Annotated in this window: 14 protein-coding genes and 1 pseudogene; 14 read left to right on the top strand and 1 reads right to left on the bottom strand. The window is 43.4% G+C overall.

Going from position 1 to position 18,561, the window contains the following annotated elements; genetic code table 11:
* Positions 1-2: 2 nt before the first annotated feature.
* Positions 3-1,313 (bottom strand): acetyl-CoA C-acyltransferase FadI, encoded by a 1,311-nt coding sequence (fadI, locus tag L2748_RS00700; protein WP_220780609.1) that lies wholly within the window; start codon positions 1,311-1,313, stop codon positions 3-5.
* 388 nt (positions 1,314-1,701) lie between these two features.
* On the opposite strand from fadI, the gene L2748_RS00695 reads away from it, so the two are divergent.
* The 14 genes and pseudogenes from L2748_RS00695 (at position 1,702) to L2748_RS00630 (ending at position 18,561) form a co-directional block, all read left to right on the top strand.
* The gene (locus L2748_RS00695; RefSeq protein ID WP_220780608.1) at positions 1,702-2,658 is read left to right on the top strand and encodes an AAA family ATPase; all 957 of its coding nucleotides are present in this window, start codon (positions 1,702-1,704) and stop codon (positions 2,656-2,658) included.
* Positions 2,658-3,584: a DUF58 domain-containing protein gene (locus L2748_RS00690; protein WP_220780607.1), complete on the top strand. Its 927-nt coding sequence runs from the start codon at positions 2,658-2,660 to the stop codon at positions 3,582-3,584. The genes L2748_RS00695 and L2748_RS00690 overlap by 1 nt, the downstream gene beginning before the upstream one ends.
* Positions 3,585-4,094 carry a DUF4381 domain-containing protein gene (locus L2748_RS00685; RefSeq protein ID WP_220780606.1) on the top strand — a complete coding sequence of 170 codons (510 nt, stop codon included), beginning with the start codon at positions 3,585-3,587 and terminating at the stop codon, positions 4,092-4,094.
* A complete protein-coding gene (locus tag L2748_RS00680) occupies positions 4,088-5,134 on the top strand; it encodes a vWA domain-containing protein (protein WP_220780605.1) in 1,047 nt (348 codons plus the stop codon). The genes L2748_RS00685 and L2748_RS00680 overlap by 7 nt, the downstream gene beginning before the upstream one ends.
* A 2-nt stretch (positions 5,135-5,136) precedes the next feature.
* Positions 5,137-7,146: a VWA domain-containing protein gene (locus tag L2748_RS00675; RefSeq protein WP_220780604.1), complete on the top strand. Its 2,010-nt coding sequence runs from the start codon at positions 5,137-5,139 to the stop codon at positions 7,144-7,146.
* Positions 7,140-8,771, top strand: a complete 1,632-nt coding sequence (locus L2748_RS00670) for a BatD family protein (RefSeq protein ID WP_220780603.1) — start codon at positions 7,140-7,142, stop codon at positions 8,769-8,771. Before L2748_RS00675 ends, L2748_RS00670 begins: the two co-directional genes overlap by 7 nt.
* Positions 8,772-9,071: 300 nt before the next feature.
* On the top strand, positions 9,072-9,635 hold the full coding sequence (locus L2748_RS00665) for a sigma-70 family RNA polymerase sigma factor (protein ID WP_220780602.1): 564 nt from the start codon (positions 9,072-9,074) through the stop codon (positions 9,633-9,635).
* Positions 9,628-10,332, top strand: coding sequence for a DUF3379 domain-containing protein (locus L2748_RS00660; protein WP_220780636.1), 705 nt, complete (start codon positions 9,628-9,630; stop codon positions 10,330-10,332). Before L2748_RS00665 ends, L2748_RS00660 begins: the two co-directional genes overlap by 8 nt.
* Positions 10,333-10,470: 138 nt before the next feature.
* The gene (gene putP, locus L2748_RS00655; protein ID WP_220780601.1) at positions 10,471-11,922 is read left to right on the top strand and encodes a sodium/proline symporter PutP; all 1,452 of its coding nucleotides are present in this window, start codon (positions 10,471-10,473) and stop codon (positions 11,920-11,922) included.
* A 356-nt stretch (positions 11,923-12,278) separates the two neighbouring features.
* A complete protein-coding gene (locus tag L2748_RS00650) occupies positions 12,279-13,553 on the top strand; it encodes an OmpP1/FadL family transporter (protein ID WP_220780600.1) in 1,275 nt (424 codons plus the stop codon).
* Positions 13,554-13,697: 144 nt separating this feature from the next.
* Positions 13,698-14,414, top strand: coding sequence for an SIMPL domain-containing protein (locus tag L2748_RS00645; RefSeq protein ID WP_220780599.1), 717 nt, complete (start codon positions 13,698-13,700; stop codon positions 14,412-14,414).
* A 339-nt stretch (positions 14,415-14,753) separates the two neighbouring features.
* Positions 14,754-14,972, top strand: a pseudogene (locus tag L2748_RS00640) (YgaP-like transmembrane domain).
* Positions 14,973-15,038: 66 nt separating this feature from the next.
* On the top strand, positions 15,039-15,392 hold the full coding sequence (locus tag L2748_RS00635; RefSeq protein ID WP_248957660.1) for a rhodanese-like domain-containing protein: 354 nt from the start codon (positions 15,039-15,041) through the stop codon (positions 15,390-15,392).
* Positions 15,393-16,137: 745 nt separating this feature from the next.
* Complete coding sequence (locus L2748_RS00630) at positions 16,138-18,561, top strand: S8 family serine peptidase (RefSeq protein ID WP_220780597.1); 2,424 nt, start codon at positions 16,138-16,140, stop codon at positions 18,559-18,561.

Below are 18,561 nucleotides of genomic sequence, written 5' to 3'. Positions count from 1 at the left end.
GATTACTCCACCTCAACAATCATTGCCGCACCTAAACCACCCGCCGCACAAGCAGTTGCGAGACCTGTACCACCGCCACGGCGCTTGAGCTCATGGCACACCTGAGTCAATAAGCGTGTTCCTGTCGCAGCAAAGGGATGACCATATGCTAATGATCCGCCCAATACATTGAATTTACCCATATCGATTTCGCCAATGGCGCGACTGCGACCTAATTTCTCTTGGGCAAACTTCTTAGAAGCAAACATTTGCATATTCGCTAATGTCTGTGCCGCAAATGCTTCGTGCATCTCAATGAGTGTCAGGTCTTCAAGCTCCATACCTGCGCGTTTAAGCGCCAGTGGTGTAGCATAAGATGGTCCCATTAACATATCTTGCCATACATCAATTGCGGTAAAAGCGTAACTTTTTATGTAGCCTAAAGGCGTGTAGCCAAGTGCTTTAGCACGGCCCTCGCTCATTAATAGCACGGCAGAAGCACCATCAGTTAACGGCGTACTGTTTGCCGCAGTCACAGAGCCATGTTTACGGTCAAAAGCTGGACGAAGCTTTGCGTACGACTCAATTTTTGAGTCTTCACGAATGTTATTATCACGGTCGATAAAGCGCTTATACGGCGGTACATGTGCCGTCATCACTTCTTCAGCAAGCTTACCAGCATTCCAAGTTTCAGTTGCCAATGAGTGCGAACGGTGTGCCAGTGCATCTTGATCGGCGCGGCTAATATTATAGGTTTTAGCCATCTGCTCAGCGGTTTGTCCCATAGACAACCCCGTTGAATATTCAGCTACAGCAGGCGGAACAGGTAATAGATCTTTTAAGCCAAGGCGACGGAAAATAGCGAGCTTTTGTCCGAAACTACGCGCTTTATTAAGGTCAACCAATGCGTGAGCCAGCTTAGTGGATACACCAATTGGCAGTACAGATGATGAATCGGCACCACCAGCAATACCGATATCCATATTACCTGTCATGATTGACTCAGCAACGTTAACAGTAGACTGGAAACTGGTAGCGCAGGCGCGTGTTACGCTGTAGGCGTCAGTGCTGACATTCATACCTGTGCCTAATACGATTTCGCGGGCAATATTTGGCGCAGCTGGCATTTGCACAACCTGGCCATAAACAAGTTGCTCAATTTCTTTCGGGTTTAGCTCTGAGCGAGAAAGTAGTTCATTAACAACCATTTTTCCCATGTCTAAAGCTGAAACACCATGAAAAGCCGTTGCTTGTTTAGCGAACGGGGTACGTAAACCCGAAACTATCGCAATCCGCTCTCCTCGCGCATTTGTCACCTGTTGTCTATCACTCATTTTCTGCCCTCTTATTCTGGCTACAATCTCTGTTGTAAGCTTTTATTATCCTTGAGAAACCTATTTACTGCATTTGAACAGGTCTGACCAATAAAGTGTGATCTGATTCTAACTTCTAAGTGAAAAGTTTTAAACACTTGTTTGTTTTTTTGTTCTGCAAATATAACAAACTTGTTTATTAACAAAGGTTAATGGATATAAATTTCATTTTTGTTGTCTACAAAAATCACTATAGCGACCTAAATATCGCATCTGCAGCGGTTAACTCCGCCAATTATCGATAGCAAAACACAAATTAACAGCGATTGGCACTAGCCAAACCCGTATTGAATTTTTTACTATGTTGCAGGTCTATATCTTACTAACTTTAAATAAACCGAGTAGCATCATGCCCTTGAGTCGATTTCACGCTTTACGCGATTACCTTAATACTGTCATTCTTGGACAGCCAGTTCTTACCGAAAATCTACTAATTGCATTAATTGCCGACGGACACTTATTAGTGGAAGGACCTCCAGGTCTGGCTAAGACTCGTGCAGTAAAGGCACTATGTGATGGCGTTGAAGGAGATTTTCACCGTATTCAATTTACCCCAGATTTACTGCCGGCAGATTTAACCGGTACTGATATTTACCGCGCGCAAACGGCGACATTTGAATTCGAAGCGGGTCCCATTTTTCACAACCTTATTTTGGCTGATGAAATAAACCGTGCACCAGCCAAGGTTCAATCAGCTTTATTAGAAGCGATGGCTGAAGGCCAAGTTACTGTGGGTAAGCACAGTTATCAGCTGCCAGAGTTGTTTTTAGTCATGGCAACGCAAAACCCACTTGAAAACGAAGGCACCTACCCGTTACCTGAAGCTCAACTCGATCGTTTTTTAATGCACTTAAACCTTGATTATCCTAGTGCAGAGACTGAGTTTGAGATCATGAGAATGTCTCGTAACGAAGCATTAAAACACGTTGCGCCACACGTTGAGCCGATTATTCAAGACGACATTTTTGCTGCACGTGAGCACGCATTACAAATCTATTTAGCTGAGCCGCTAGAGAAGTATATCGTCGACATTATCATGGCAACACGTAAGCCAGAAGCATACAGCCAAGAGCTTGCTAGCTGGCTTGAATATGGCGTCAGTCCTCGTGCAACCTTGTCACTAGAACGCTGCGCTCGCGCAAGAGCTTATTTATACGAACGAGACTTTGTGTCGCCTGAAGATATTCAAGCTGTTGCCCCTAACGTGCTGCGTCACCGTCTGCTATTAAGCTATCAAGCACAAGCTGACGGCGTTAGCGCTGATGATGTAATTAACCATATTCTTTCACAAGTTGCGGTTCCTTAATGGTCAATACAGCACTGCCATTGTTTAGCGATGGCATTCATATTACAGAAAAAGAACTTCTAGCTTGCCAAAGTTTAGCTAAAGCGCTGCCTGAAAAGCGATCCAAGGCTAAAGCAAGCCTTGCAGGACACCGTGCAAGTTTAATTAAAGGTAGAGGTATGGAGTTTGCTGAGGTTCGCCACTACCAAAGTGGTGACGACGTGCGTACCATAGATTGGCGTGTCACGGCTAGAACCGGCAAAGCCCATACCAAGCTGTTTGTCGAAGAGCGAGAGCGACCAGTGCTCATTCTACTCGACCTTAGCAGTAGCCTTTATTTTGGCTCAAGTTTAATGCTGCAATCCGTACAAGCGGCGCACTTAGCCACCACTTTAGGTTGGAGCGCTATCATGCATGGCGATCGTTTAGGTGCACTCATTGCTACAGAGCAAGAGCATATTGAACTTAAACCTAGAAGTCGCCAACAGGGAATTTTGCAAGTCATTGCAGCCATTAAGAAGTTGCACCAAAACCAATTGCAAAGTATTGAGCAACCACCAGAACCACAACATATGGTAAAGGCTTGTCAACGTTTGCGCAGACTGGCAAAGCCCGGCTCATTAATTTGGATTATCTCTGATGGTAGTCATCTTAATTCAAGCTGTTTAGCGACACTATCAGACCTAAAACGCCACTGTGATATAGGTGCATTCTTAGTTACGGATCCATTACGCCAAGGCAAGTTAACGCTACCTAAGCATTTTCAGCTACCGGTAAAAGAAGGCGGCAAAGAGCAACTCCTTGATAGACATAGCTATGAGAAATGGCTTATCAGCCAACACCAACTGCAAAATAGTTTTATCGAAATGATGCAAAAACTCAATGTACAAACTCGAATGATTGATTCTGGTATTCGCTTGAATCAACAGCTAGAGGCACTGCGATAGATGAGCAATTCCGTTAACCCTGCCCTAGCAAGCCTGCAGGATATTCAAACACCGACAGAAGTCGGTACATGGCCTTTTGCCTATGGTTATTGGCTTACACTTACCCTCCTTATCGTGTGTGTAGCTCTGTTATTTGTTTGGTTTAGAAAACGTCAGCAACGCCTAGCCCCTAAAAAAGCAGCGCTAAATGAACTTGCCGCAATGAGCCCTAGCAGTGAACACTTTGTTGTCGAAGTCAGCAGCTTACTAAAGCGGGCTGCGATGAGTTACACCAGCAGAACGGATATAGCCAAACTCAGCGGTGATAAATGGGGTCAATGGTTAAGTGCTCAAGTGACTAAGCCTCAAGATGAACTCGCTCAATTGCTAGCAGCCCGTTTTCAACCGCAGCAATTAACTGAAGCAGATAAACAACGACTCAAGTCATGTGCTCAAAACTGGCTAAAGCAGGCGCTACCACTAAAGCCAAATCATGACCAAGATGCAAATCGAGAGGTAAGTAAATGTTAACTCTTGCCTGGCCATTTTTGCTGTTGTTACTGCCATTACCACTTATTTTTAGAAAAAAACAGCAAGTGAAGCCATTAGGTGGCCACTTACTATTACCCGGTGTAAGCATGCCGAATCAAGCGCTTGCAATCGAAAATAGCCGCAAGACAACTAAGCGATATTGGATTGTTTGGTGCTTACTTGTTTTAGCCTGCGCCCGACCACTTTGGGTTGGCGAGCCGATAGAGCTGCCTAGCAAAGGCCGAGACTTGATGCTATCTGTTGATTTGTCCGGCAGTATGCAAATCGAAGACATGGTCTTAAATGGCAGAAACGTAGATCGTTTTACGCTTATTCAACACGTCATTAGTGACTTTATTGAACGCAGAAAAGGCGATCGTATCGGCTTGATCTTGTTTGCTGATCACGCTTACCTGCAATCACCACTCACTCAAGATCGCAGAACCGTTGCTCAATATCTAAAAGAAGCGCAAATAGGCCTAGTGGGTAAGCAAACGGCTATCGGCGAAGCTATCGCTTTGGGGGTAAAGCGTTTTGATCAAGTAGAGCAAAGTAACCGCGTACTTATTCTACTCACTGACGGCTCAAATAATGCGGGCGCAATATCGCCTGAGCAAGCCACAGAGATAGCTAAAAAAAGAGGGATCACCATATACACTATTGGCGTTGGCGCTGATGTTATGGAGCGCAGGACCTTATTTGGTAAAGAGCGAGTCAACCCATCAATGGACTTGGATGAAAATCAATTGCAACACATCGCCAGAACAACGGGCGGTCAATACTTTAGAGCGCGAAATACCGAAGAGCTAGAACAGATCTATCAAGTTATTGATACCTTGGAGCCCGTTACCCGAGATCAAATCAGCTATCGTCCACAGGCGGAGCTGTTTTATTGGCCTCTTGCTTTAGCCTTGTTAGCATCAATACTCATGTCATTAACTCATTTGTCTTTTAGCTTCCCGAAAAAACTTGGCGCCAAAGGTTTTGCGCAATCAGCTAACCATAACGACGTTAACAGCAATGTTAAGGGAGGCCGTTAATAATGCACTTTTTACGTCCAGAATGGTTTATAGCCCTGCTTCCTCTCGCCTTACTGTTACTATTGCTATTTAAGAGCAAAGCGGCAAGTTCAAACTGGGACCATTATATTGCGCCTCACTTGGCTAAGCTGTTGATTAGCAGTTCAAGCCCAAAAAAGCACAATAATATTGGTTATCTTGCAATAGCCTGGTTTATAGCGGTAATCGCACTGTCAGGCCCGTCTTTAGAGAAACGTGCCCTTCCAGTGTATGAGTCGACACAAGGACGAGTGATTGTGATGGATATGTCACTCTCCATGTATGCCAATGATGTTGCACCTAATCGTTTAACCCAAGCCAAATACCGTGCCACCGATCTGATTGGGGAGTTAAGTGCGGGCGAAACGGGGTTAATAGCCTATGCCGGAGACGCATTTACCATAAGTCCTTTGACTCGAGATAAATCGACATTGCTCAATTTGCTGCCTACGTTAACGCCGAGTATTATGCCGGTTAGAGGTTCCAATCTCGAAGCCGCTATTAGCCAGGCGCAATCGTTACTCAGTCAAGGCGGGCATATTCGCGGAGACATTATTCTTTTTACCGATGGCATTTCAACCACGCAATTTAAACGTGCTGAATCGGTATTAAAAGACAGTCCATATCGTCTGGCGATTCTAGCATTTGGTAGCCAACAAGGTTCGCCCATCAAACTTCCTGATGGACAACTATTACGCGACAATGCCAATCAAGTCGTCGTCGCAAAAACCGATTACGCCCTATTAAAAGAGCTCGCTAATGACGCAAACGGGATCATGGTGGCGAACCGTGCCGATGGGGCTGACGTAGCGCAAATCAAGCAATGGTTAGCAACAACTCAAGATTCTAAAGCCAGTGATTTAGAGGGAGAAACTTGGGTTGATCTAGGGCCATACATTGCACTGTTATTACTACTACCTGCACTGTTGAGCTTTAGAAATGGCATGCTCGCCGCGCTAGCACTTTTTATGGTTATACAACCTAGTGGCGTGACCTACGCCAATACTTGGGATGACTTATGGCAAACTCAAGATCAGCAAGCCATGCAAGCTTACCAAGATAATGACTATACAAAAGCTGCGAGCCAGTTTGTCGATCCCCAATGGCAAGCAAGTGCTCTGTATAAGGCTGGCGAGTATCAACAAGCGCTGAATGCATTTGAAAAAGATAATTCTGCCAATGGCTTATACAATCAAGGCAATGCGTTGATGCAACAAGGTCTATATCAAGAGGCGCAAAAGCGTTATCAATCAGCGCTGGACAAGTCCCCAGATTTTGACGCAGCCAAGAGCAATTTAAATCTCGCGAAAGAGCTTGAAAAGCAACAGCAGCAAAATAACCAACAGTCGGATCAGCAAAACCAACAGGACTCGCCTCAAGATCCATCTCAAGATAAGCAGCAATCAAGTGAACAGTCGCAAAATCAGCAATCGCAAGATGGGCAATCTAATCAAGATCAGTCGCAGCAGAGTCAACCTCAGCAGCAAGAGCAATCAGAGCAAGGCGGTCAACAACAAGATGAACCGCAGCAGCCTGAATCAGAACCTGAACCTGAATCACAGCCATCAGAAAATGACACTAGTGAACAAGACGCTAATGACAGCACTCATGATGAGCCAAAAGACCAACAAGCGACCAACGAAAATGACGCCAAGTCAGGTGATGCTGAGCAGCAATCAAATGAAGCTGAAATGCAGGCTAGCCCTCAAAGCAATCAGCAGCAAGCTAAAGACAAAAATGCCGAGCAGCAAACAGAGCAACAAGCACAGTCAGCACAGATGACCGAGGACGCAGAAGCAGGCAAGCCAGATCAGCAATCTGAGCAAGTCGCAGCTAGTGCCCTACCAACCGATAAACCTTTGCCGCCAGAAATGGAGCGAGCACTGCGGGCAATAGCAGACGATCCCCAAGTGTTACTGCGCAATAAAATGCAGCTTGAATATCAGAAACGTCGCCAACAAGGTATTAATTCTAAGGAAAATGAACAGTGGTAATACGGTATATTTTTACGTTAGCAATTATCGCGCTAACAGCGGCCTTTCCTGCCAGCGCTATAACAGTGCTGCAAGCTTCTGTTGACCGAAACCCGGTAATGGAAGGCGATACATTAGTACTCACGGTAACCGCTGATGACGATGTCAATAATGGTAAGCTCGATACGTCAGCCCTGCTGAAAGACTTTATTGTGGGTCGCACAAGTATCAGTCGTAGCAAGAAGATTATGAACTTTGATGCGAGTAATGAAACCCGCTGGCAGGTTCTAGTTTCACCAAGAGCCCCCGGCAATATCACTATCCCGGCGTTTACAATTGACGGTGTTAGTTCGAGCCCTATCTCGCTATCTGTGGTAAAAGCCGGTTCTCAACCACAACGGATGCAAGATATCTTCATGCGCGGCAACCTCAATACAGAGGAAGCATATGTGGGTCAAATGCTCACCTATAAAGTCAAACTTTATTTAGCGCTTGAACTGCAACGAGGCGTGCTAAACGCACCCGATTTAGAAGGCGCGCAAATAAAGCAACTTGGAGAAGACACCGATAGTACTGAAATCGTTAATGGTCGACGCTATCGAGTCATTGAGCGCAACTATGCCATTGTTGCCGATCAACCTGGAGAGCTTACCATTAAGGGCGCTAGTTTTGCTGGGGATGTGCTTGTTCAAACTCGCCGTAATGGCGGTATGTTCGGCTTTAACGAAAGCAAGCCGACGCAAACTCAAGCGCCTAAAATGACAGTGCTAATTAACCCTATGCCTGCCGATTATCATGGTGAATGGCTAGTGTCTGATCTTGTGGTATTGAAAGAAGACTGGCCAGAAACACAAACTGAATTTAATGTTGGCGATCCCATTACCCGCACCATTACCTTGCTTGCATCGAATACCGATGAAACCAGTTTGCCCGACATCAATATTGAGACTCCTGCAGGTCTAAAAACCTACCCAGAGAAAGCGCAGCGCAATACCTTCTTACGTGATAACCAAATGGTATCGCAACTCACCCAAACAACGGCAATTGTTGCTACCAATGGTGGTACGTACACATTACCTGAAATTAAGGTGCCTTGGTGGAACCCTCACTTAAACAAACAACAGTTTGCCACGCTGCCAGCGCGCACAATTACCGTTAACGGACCAGTTGCTGTCACGCCGCTGCCTGAGCAAAGTCTTACACCGCAACCAAGTTATGATGCAGGCTTTTGGCCTTGGTTATCGTTAATATTCGCCATACTTTGGCTTGCGACGATAATGCTCTGGCTCAATGCACGTAAAAAAGCTCAAGTACAAAACGTGACAGCGCCTTTACCTATAGCGGTAAAGTCACCATTGGCGCTCTCTGAATTGCAAGCTGCTTGCAAGTCACAAAATGCCACTCAAGTGCTAAATGCATTAACGCGATATTACTCAGAACTTTATCAGCGCCCGATGTCATTAACTCAGATAGCCGTTACCGATGAAGCCATTAAGCTTGCCATCAGTCAATTGCAACGCATGGCATATAGTCCAAATAAACAGGCTGAAACAGTCGACTTCAACAAATTGTTTGCCCAAGTGAAAGCAGTAAAAATCAGTGAGAACAATACAGCAACCGCGCTGATGGCACTTAATCCCAATTAATTGCGCTTTGTCCGCTGTTAATCCAATTAGAGCAAACATAGTTTCTCAATACTAAAGGCACAGATAACCAGTGCCTTTTTCTATTTTAACGATAGAAAAATTGGGTCTAGGATTTAGGAGGTAGCGAGAAGCAGGATGCCAGAGCCGAGAATAACGATTAGCTTCAATTTTCCAGCTTGCCTTCAGAGCTTTGAATTCACACTGAATGAACAGATTATTAATGCAATTCGTATAACAATTGGCATTACATCTGCGACAAGGTTAAGCTGATGTGACTCATCTAAATTAGAAAAAATAAAAATGTTTGAGAGTTGGCGAAATAAAAAATCAAAGTCCACGGTCTCTTCAGACATGGTTAGTAAACAACGACGATACGATAGCCTTGTCAGGGCACTTCATGCCGATATTTACCGCTTTGCCTATTGGTTATGCGGTGATAAACATATCGCTGAAGATATCACTCAAGAAACCTTTCTTCGTGCTTGGCGCTCGCTTGATTCTTTAAAAGATGAAAAAGCTGCTAAGTCTTGGTTAATCACAATTCTAAGGCGAGAAAACGCCCGAAGATTTGAGCGTAAACAATTTGATTACTCAGATATTGAACAAGAGTTTATCGAAGATAACCTTTCGAGCAGTACCGAAGAACATGCTGAACAACACCTATTGCAACGGCAAATCGCTAAGCTGGAACTTGAGTATCGCGAACCTTTAGTATTACAAGTCATTGGCGGTTTTAGCGGTGACGAAATCGCCAAGATCCTCGATTTAAATCGAAATACCGTGATGACACGCTTATTCAGAGCCAGAAACCAGTTAAAAGATGTACTTGAACAACCAACCCACAGAGGTCAATCCAATGGATGAGCTTAAGTTTCGCCGCCAGGCCTACAGTGAACCTAATAATCAAGATCCTGACTTTCTTGCTGCAGCAAAAGAGTCTGCTGAACATGAAGCATTTTTAACGGTTCTGAAAAAGTTAGATAGTAAAATAGAAGGTGCGCTAAAAGTCGATGTACCCGACGATCTTGCCGCGAAGTTACTATTAAGACAGCAGCTGCAACAACATCATAGCCAACGTCGTAAAACCGGGTTTGCTTTTGCGCTCGTCGCATCGGTTGCCTTCTTAGCGGGTATGACATTCACCTTGCTGAGAATGGCTCCCGTTGATTTAAGCCAGCATGCACTTGCTCATGTGTATCATGAAGATAGAGCATTACGGATTGATCAAGACGTGCAATACCAAGACGTGAACTTTCAACTAGCATCGCTTACAGGCGGTCAAAATATGAAGTTTACCCAGCAACCCGGCAAAGTGTTTTACAGTAAGTATTGTGACTTCCAAGGCGTGCAAAGTTTACATTTGGTGATGCAAGGCGAGCATAGCAAAGTCACTTTGTTCATCGTGCCCCTTGAAGACAGGTTAGTACTTGAAGAAGCCTTTGCCGATAATAAATACAAAGGCATGGGCTTTGAAACAGATAATGCCTACATGTTACTAATTGGTGAGCAGAGCCAAGATCTCAACTTCGTAAAAAACGAAATTAAGCAAACTTTTATCTAAATCCCTTACAACCAATAATGTCAAACCGGCATTATTGGTTGTAATTCATCACATTTCCGCCCTTTATTGGGCTCAAGCTCATACTTCTGTTAACATAGCGCTCCCACATATCGAAAATACAAGAAGCGTGAATCACACATGACAATTGAATTACCCATTTTAATTACTTTTATAGGCTATCTCTCTTTAATGATGGGAATTGGCCTATGGGCATATAAAGCCACAGACTCTGTAGATGATTATATCTTAGGTGGTCGCGGTATGGGCCCAGGTGTAACAGCATTGAGTGTTGGTGCATCCGATATGTCAGGCTGGTTGCTACTTGGCTTACCTGGTGCCGTATATCTTGGTGGTTTAGGCGAAGCCTGGATTGGATTTGGTCTTGTTTTTGGTGCTTGGCTTAACTGGCTGTTTGTTGCTAAACGCCTACGCATTTATACTGAGTTCACCGATAACGCCCTAACCCTACCCGACTTTTTCGAAAAACGCTTTGAAGATAATAAAGGCATTTTGAAATTAGTCTCTGCTGTCACAATTTTAGTTTTCTTCACCTTCTATGCATCTTCAGGCATGGTTGGCGGTGCGATACTGTTTGAAAAAGTATTCGGCTTAGATTACACATTAGCACTGATCATTGGTTCAACCATTATTGTTGCCTATACCTTTGTTGGCGGTTTCTTTGCGGTTAGTTGGACTGACTTTTTTCAAGGCTGCTTAATGTTGGTTGCTTTATTAATTGTTCCTGTAGCAATTATGAGCCAACCAGAAACACAAGTTGGCTTGGAAAACATCGATCCAAAAATGCTAGCCTTTATTAGCGATGACACTACAGTTCTAGGTATCATCTCTTTGTTAGCATGGGGCTTAGGCTATTTTGGTCAACCACATATTCTTTCTCGATTTATGGCGATTGGCTCAGCAAGCGAAATCAAAGTGTCTCGACGTATCGCTATGAGCTGGATGCTTTTAGCTCTTGTTGGTGCACTCGCCACTGGTATTGCGGGGAGCCTCTATTTTGCTGCCGAACCTTTAGCCAATCCTGAAACCGTATTTATCCATCTTGCACATGCCGCCTTTAATCCATGGATTGGTGGCTTATTGATTGCCGCAATTCTTTCGGCAATTATGAGTACCATTGACTCACAACTTTTGGTTTGCTCTAGTGTCATAACAGAGGATTTCTATAAGAAATGGTTACGCCCACAAGCGCAAAGTAAAGAGTTGATGTTAGTAGGCCGAATTGGCGTATTAGCGATTGCCGTGATTGCGGGAATTGTCGCCTTGAACCCAGAAAGCAGTGTGCTTGGTTTAGTGAGCTATGCATGGGCAGGGTTTGGCGCAGCATTTGGCCCCGTTGTCTTACTCGCGCTATTTTGGCGTAACTACAGCCGTAATGGCGCGATTGCAACAATTGTTGTTGGCGCATTAACTGTGGTTATTTGGAAGCAAATGTCTGGTGGTATTTTTGATATTTACGAGATCTTACCGGGCTTTATTTTAGCCACGCTTTCTGGCGTTATCATTAGTAATCTACAAGCTCCTTCAGAGGCAATTAAGCAGCAGTTTGCCCATTTCGAAGCCAAGCTATAACCCAAATAGCGATTTAAAGCAGACAAAAAGCGTACATTTGTACGCTTTTTTACTTTTCCAACAAGTTTGTTTAATTTCCGTTAGTTACATATCATTAACTAATAGTGAAACCAACTATTAGCGCCAACCCCCTGCTGGCTATACTTTCTTTTGCCTGTTTTAAAGGCTTGCTTTAAATGCAATCAACAAACCAGTCTATAATTAACTAATAATTAACAGAATTCACGTTCTGGTCGGAGTTGTTAGCTTGCTAACTACTACCTACTATGCACTCGTCTAATAAGTGGATCTTGCCGCCAATCAAACAGAGTTGGCACTAAAATAAGCAAGACCAAAAATAATAGAGATGATTAATAATGAAGTATTTCAACAAGACTCTTATTGCAGTATCAGTAGCTCTAGCAAGCACACAAACCATGGCTGCCGGTTTCCAACTAAACAGCCAATCTGCTGTTGGTATTGGTCGTGCTTTCGCTGGTGACGCCGTGATCGCCGATAATGCCTCTGTATTGGCACGTAACCCAGCCGCCATGGCTATGTTTGATACGACAGCAATTTCTGTTGGCATGACCTATGCTGATGTCACTGTTGAGGTTCAAGACGCAAATTGGGATCGCGGTCCTCTAGCACCAAATGCGCCAGACGTAGAGTATGGTCATGTGGCTAATGCCGCAGAAGGGAAGTTAATTCCTAACGCTTATTATATTCAGCCAATCAACGATACTTTTGCTTTCGGTCTAGCTGCATTCTCTAACTATGGTACAGGTACTGATACGAGCGATCTTACCGCTGGCGGTAATTTACCAGTACCAGGTGACTTAGTCGGTAACACCGAAGTCACCACCGTAAACTTTAACGCTAGCGTATCGGCTCGTATCAACGACCAATGGAGTGTAGGTTTAGGCCTAGACATTATCCATGGTGAAGGTGTATTAACTCGCGATGGTCAAACGGTAATTACTGGTCCAGATTCAGTTAATTTTGTAGACGTTGAAGCTGATGGTATTGGTTTTGGCGGTATCGTGGGCGTGACTTATGAAATGAACGCCAATAACCGTTTTGGTCTGAGCTACCGATTCAGTCCTGATATCGACGTAGATGGCACACTAAACCGTCTGGGTACAGAATATGAAGAGATGACTGTACCATTAGCTGATATTGCGCAGTTTGCCGGTTTCCACCAGTTAACAGACACTTTTGCAGTTCACTATACAGCACAGTGGACACAGTGGAGCAACTTTACCTCAGTTGATTTGCATGATAACAACGGTACAACAGTACTGAAAGAGTACCAGTGGAATGACTCTTGGTTCCTAAGTGCCGGTGTAACTTATCAATTAGATGAGAAAATGACACTACGTGCAGGTATTGCATATGACCAAGGCGTAGTTGGTGATATCGAGTCAATTTCAATCCCAGATTCAGATCGTAACTGGTTTACTGTTGGTGCAACCTACCAGCTAAACAAACATTCATCTGTTGATTTTGGTTATGCTTATGTGACTGGCCGCGATACTCAGGTAACTGAACAGTCAGTAGTGGTTGATAGCGTTCCACTTAACGGTACACTAACAGCGACAACAAGCACTGGTGCTAACTACTTCTCGTTAGCTTACAACTACCAGTTCTAAATGATTAAATGCTGATACCGTATTTTTGATTAAAAGCCGCACCGAGTGCGGCTTTTTTGTTGCCGTTTAATGAAACTATTTTCACTGTCTTCTTTTGTCTATTCTTGTTAACGTTTATATATCATCAACAATATTGAGAGATATATGCAAAAATCTAACGCGCTTCCCGCCCTCATCCTGGGTGGTTTACTTTGCTTAGGCCTTATCATGCTGGGCAACACTGTTGGTGATAAGCTGATAAAAATGAAAGCAATGGAGCGGACTGTAACCGTTAAAGGCTTAGCCGAAAAAGAGGTTAAAGCCAACGTTGCCATCTGGCCTATTCGCTTTACTGAAGTCGACAATGACCTCAAGCAGTTATATCAAACAGTCCAAGTCAAAACCGATAAGGTTGTCGATTTCCTCAAACAGCAAGGCTTTAGCGAGGATGAAATCACCATTGCCTTACCCGCGATAAATGACAGACAAGCCCAAGGCTATGTTGATCCCAATGTGAAGTACCGTTACGCCGCCAATATCTCTATCTCGCTTTATACCGATAACGTTGATCTATTACTTAAAACCCGCACTAATATGCTAAGTCTTGCTAAAGACGGCATCGCTATTTCAGATCAAGATTATAATAGTAAAGCCCAATTTTTATTTACCGAGCTAAATAAAGTCAAACCAGAGATGATAGAATCGGCCACCAAGAATGCTCGCCAAGTCGCTGAAAAATTTGCTAAAGACTCAAATTCAAAACTCGGCAAGATAAAAAATGCATCTCAGGGTCAATTCAGTATTAATGATAGAGACAGTAATACCCCTTACGTTAAGAAAGTCAGAATCGTCTCAACATTAACCTACTACCTTAACGACTAGACTCAAGGGTTAAAGTCAACACTTTCGCTCTATGACTCATCTTTTTAGGTTTAAGATACAAAGGCTTAACTAGAAACCCAAGCCTTTGCATCCAATAATTCAACATCTTAACTTCCCCTTCCGTCTAAATTTATTACCCGTATGAAAATGCGTGCTTGTTAAAGCCTCTCGCGCATTTGAGCAATTAATAGCGTTAGCACGCTGCTCATCATCATGACGGCTATCCCACCGTAATGAAAATTCGCTACCCGTAATAACTAAAACAGCTTGGCTCACTATAGAGTCAAGCTAACTTGCAAAAACTAATCGCTCAATCAAAGTCAAAAATAACGAATCTCTATGTCAGTCAAACACGAAACCATGGCTTTTGAGGGATTAATGGCATGACTATCAGGAGCCTTAACTATATGGATTAATGATAATTTTATCTGGCTCACAGTTTTTGTTGGAGCAAATCTATTACAAAGCACCTATACTGAATTCTGTCCGGCAGCCATTATTATGCGTAAACTTGGCGTAAAATCTGAAGCTGAGCTAGCAACTGCCAATCAAAAATAAATAATGATAAATAAAGGTATATTGATGAGTACCGCTTTTAATTTACACTATTCACGGCCACAACTTATGGCTTTCTTGTTAGGGTTAAGCCTACTCCTAACCGCATTTAGCTCAATAGTCACTGCAGCTGAACTTGATAGCAAGGTTGCTTGGCAAAAAATTTCAGCTGGTGCATTGGTTATTGATGTACGCACAGCTGAAGAGTTTGCCCAAGGCCACTTACCTGACTCCATCAACATTCCTTATCAGCAAATTAATCAAGCATTTAAACAACAAAATATAGCTAAAGACCGTTCTGTCGTGGTTTATTGCCGTAGTGGTAATCGCAGCGGGATCGCAGACAAAATGTTAGAAAGCGCTGGTTTTACTAATGTTTATAACGGTGGAGGTTACCAAACCTTGATGATGGCGAAAGACTAAAAGCAACTTTGCTTCATTTAGGTCATCTCACGAAAGCTGCTTATGCAGCTTTTTTTTATAATTATTTTATAAAAAAGGTCAACATAAAGAGTTATACCAATCAGTATAGGAAGTTGATCGACTTAGAGCGCGTTTGGCAGACTAATTCAAGGCGAATAACTGACACAATGTTTATTCCCTCCATCCCTGGAGGTCAGACTTGGTGAATGTTATTAAAGCACGACCATATGGATATAGTAGGTAGGGTAGCGCAGGAACGGTTACCGAGGAGCGCTTAATGACCTTGCCTCTGTACCGCAGAGGCTCACGCTGAGCACACAAATCTTTAAACTGAGTAGTATTGCATTTATTTATATTCAAAAAGTGAATAACATATAGCAAAAATTCAAATCATTATTTAGACCATTATTTCATAGACTTAACATTAGTCTTATCTAAACTATTTTTTTTGACTACTTTATACCAACTGGAACGCGGCACAAACAACAAACCAGCAACTAATTAAAAATTCACAAAAACAACCAAAAACAACATAAGCAAGCATTAATTACAGATAATTAAGCCAAAAGGTTATTACCAAAAAGCTAATACCTTAATACCTCCGCCTTACCTGTAAATTTTAACATTTCATTTACAAGATTTAATTTCATCGATACATTCCCTATCTCAAGAGCGTAATTTCAAAATTATGCTCTAAAAAAATTACTAAAAATAAATAAATAACCTAAACACAGGGAAGACAGTAATGACAAAACAAAATGTCAAACAAGCAGCGCTATCGCTTTCTGTATTAGCACTTGCTATCTCTACAAGTGTAAATGCAGCCCCCTCTTTTGAGCTTAAATTACCGGCTAACTCCAAACAGTTAACTCAAGAAAATCCGTTACCAAAACGTTATATCGTTAAGTTTAAGAATGCTAACCCTAGCGGAGGCTTTACTCAATCAGTTAACGCAATTCAAAACATGCAATATGAGCCTAGAACAAATGAAGTTTTCTCTCACTTTCGTGCTCTAAATAGCGTAGCAGCGAAAGAAATGAAGCGTATAGGTCGCAGTAATAGTTACTCGGTCAAGTTAGACGACAATACGCTAGAGCAACTTAGATTTCGTGCCGATGTAGACTATGTAGAAGAAGATGTTCCGCGCAGATTTTTGAATGAGACGACACCTTGGGGGCAAACCTATGTTGGAGCAACCAGTCTAAGTGATAGTCAGTCAGGTAATCGTACTATTTGTATTATTGATTCTGGTTATGACAGAGGTCATAACGATCTTAATGCCAATAATGTAACCGGTACTAATAACTCAGGAACAGGTAACTGGTTTGATCCAGGAGCTGGTAACGCTCACGGAACTCACGTGGCAGGAACGATTGCCGCAATAGCTAACAACGAAGGCGTTGTGGGTGTAATGCCAAATCAAAATGCCAATATCCATGTGATAAAAGTATTTAATGCGTCAGGTTGGGGTTACTCATCATCATTGATTTCGGCCGTTGACACTTGTGTGAATAATGGCGCCAATGTAGTAACCATGAGTCTAGGTGGTGCCAGTTCAAGCAATAGTGAAAGAAATACACTAGCTGCGCACGAAAGTAATGGCGTACTACTGATCGCAGCCGCTGGTAACGATGGTAACAGTACCCACAGTTACCCAGCATCTTATGACTCCGTTATGTCTGTCGCGGCCGTTGATAGCAATCGAGATCATGCTGCATTTTCACAATACACCGACCAAGTGGAGATCTCTGGTCCTGGTGAAGCGATTTTATCAACAGTGACTCGCGGTGAAGGCCGTTTAGCAGACATCAACATTGCAGGTCAGTCATATTTTGACAAGGGTATTGTGCCGCATAACCGCTATGTACAATCTGGCACGAGCCACGTTAGTTCACCTTTTATCGGCACTGCAACCGGGACTCTGGCTGAATGTACCATCAATGGCAGCACATTTAACTGTGGCAACATGAGCAACCAAATCTGTTTAGTTGAGCGTGTTGGTAATCAAGGCGCAAGCTACCCAGAAATTGATGCGGTAAAAGCCTGTGCAACGGCAGGAGCAAGCGCAGTTATTGTTTATAGTAATAACATTCTTCCCGGTCTACAAAATCCATTTCTGGTCGATAGTAATAATGAAGCACCTGTTGTTTCTGTATCCGTTGACCGTGCAACCGGTTTAGCACTGAAAAACCAAATAGGTAATAGTGTCACCGTTTCTAATACTGACAACGAAGACTATGAGTATTACAACGGTACATCCATGGCAACTCCCCATGTATCAGGTGTTGCAACCTTAGTTTGGGGCTATCACACGCAATGTAGTGCAGAGCAAGTCCGTAGCGCACTAAAAGCCACAGCAGATGATCTTGACACTGCAGGTCGTGATAATAAAACCGGTTTCGGCTTAGTTAACGCGACTGCAGCAAGAGCTTATCTGGACCAATCTTGTAATGGCCCAACCGATCCAGGCACAGGTCCTGGTGATAACGTGTTAGTCAACGGCGTAACTAAGGCTAACCTAGCAGGTGCAAAAGCTGATGAGTTGTATTACTCAATTGATGTTCCTGCTGGTGCGACAGATCTTAACTTTGCCATGAGTGGCGGTTCAGGGGATGCAGACTTGTATGTTCAATACGGTGCATCACCAACGCAAAGCAGCTATGACTGTCGCCCTTGGAAAAGTGGTAATAATGAATCATGCCCAATTACCAGTGCACAATCAGGTACTTATTATGTAATGGTACAAGGCTATAGTGCATTCTCAGGCGTCAATTTAGTCGCTAGCTTTACTGAGTCATCAGGCGGCGGAGGCAATACTGGTGGCCCAGCAACTTACACCAATACTAACAGCTACAGTATTCCAGATAACAGCAACGTAGGTGTTGAAAGTATAATTGCCGCAACTCGCTCGGGAGATTCAGGCGAAGTCACTGTAAAGGTTAACATCAGCCACACCTATATTGGCGATCTACAAGTTGAGTTACATAGCCCATCTGGCCAAGTTGCAATATTGCACAACAATACAGGGGGCAGCAGTAATGATATTGTGCAAACCTACACGGTCGATATGACGGGTGTTGGTTCTGCTGGGGACTGGAAACTAAAAGCCATTGATAATGCACGTCGTGATACTGGTAGCATCAACTCGTGGGAACTTAGTTTCCAATAA

It is taken from the genome of Shewanella sairae (genome assembly GCF_023283535.1).
GTDB lineage: Bacteria > Pseudomonadota > Gammaproteobacteria > Enterobacterales > Shewanellaceae > Shewanella > Shewanella sairae.
This window is presented reverse-complemented; position numbering and strand designations above follow the sequence as displayed.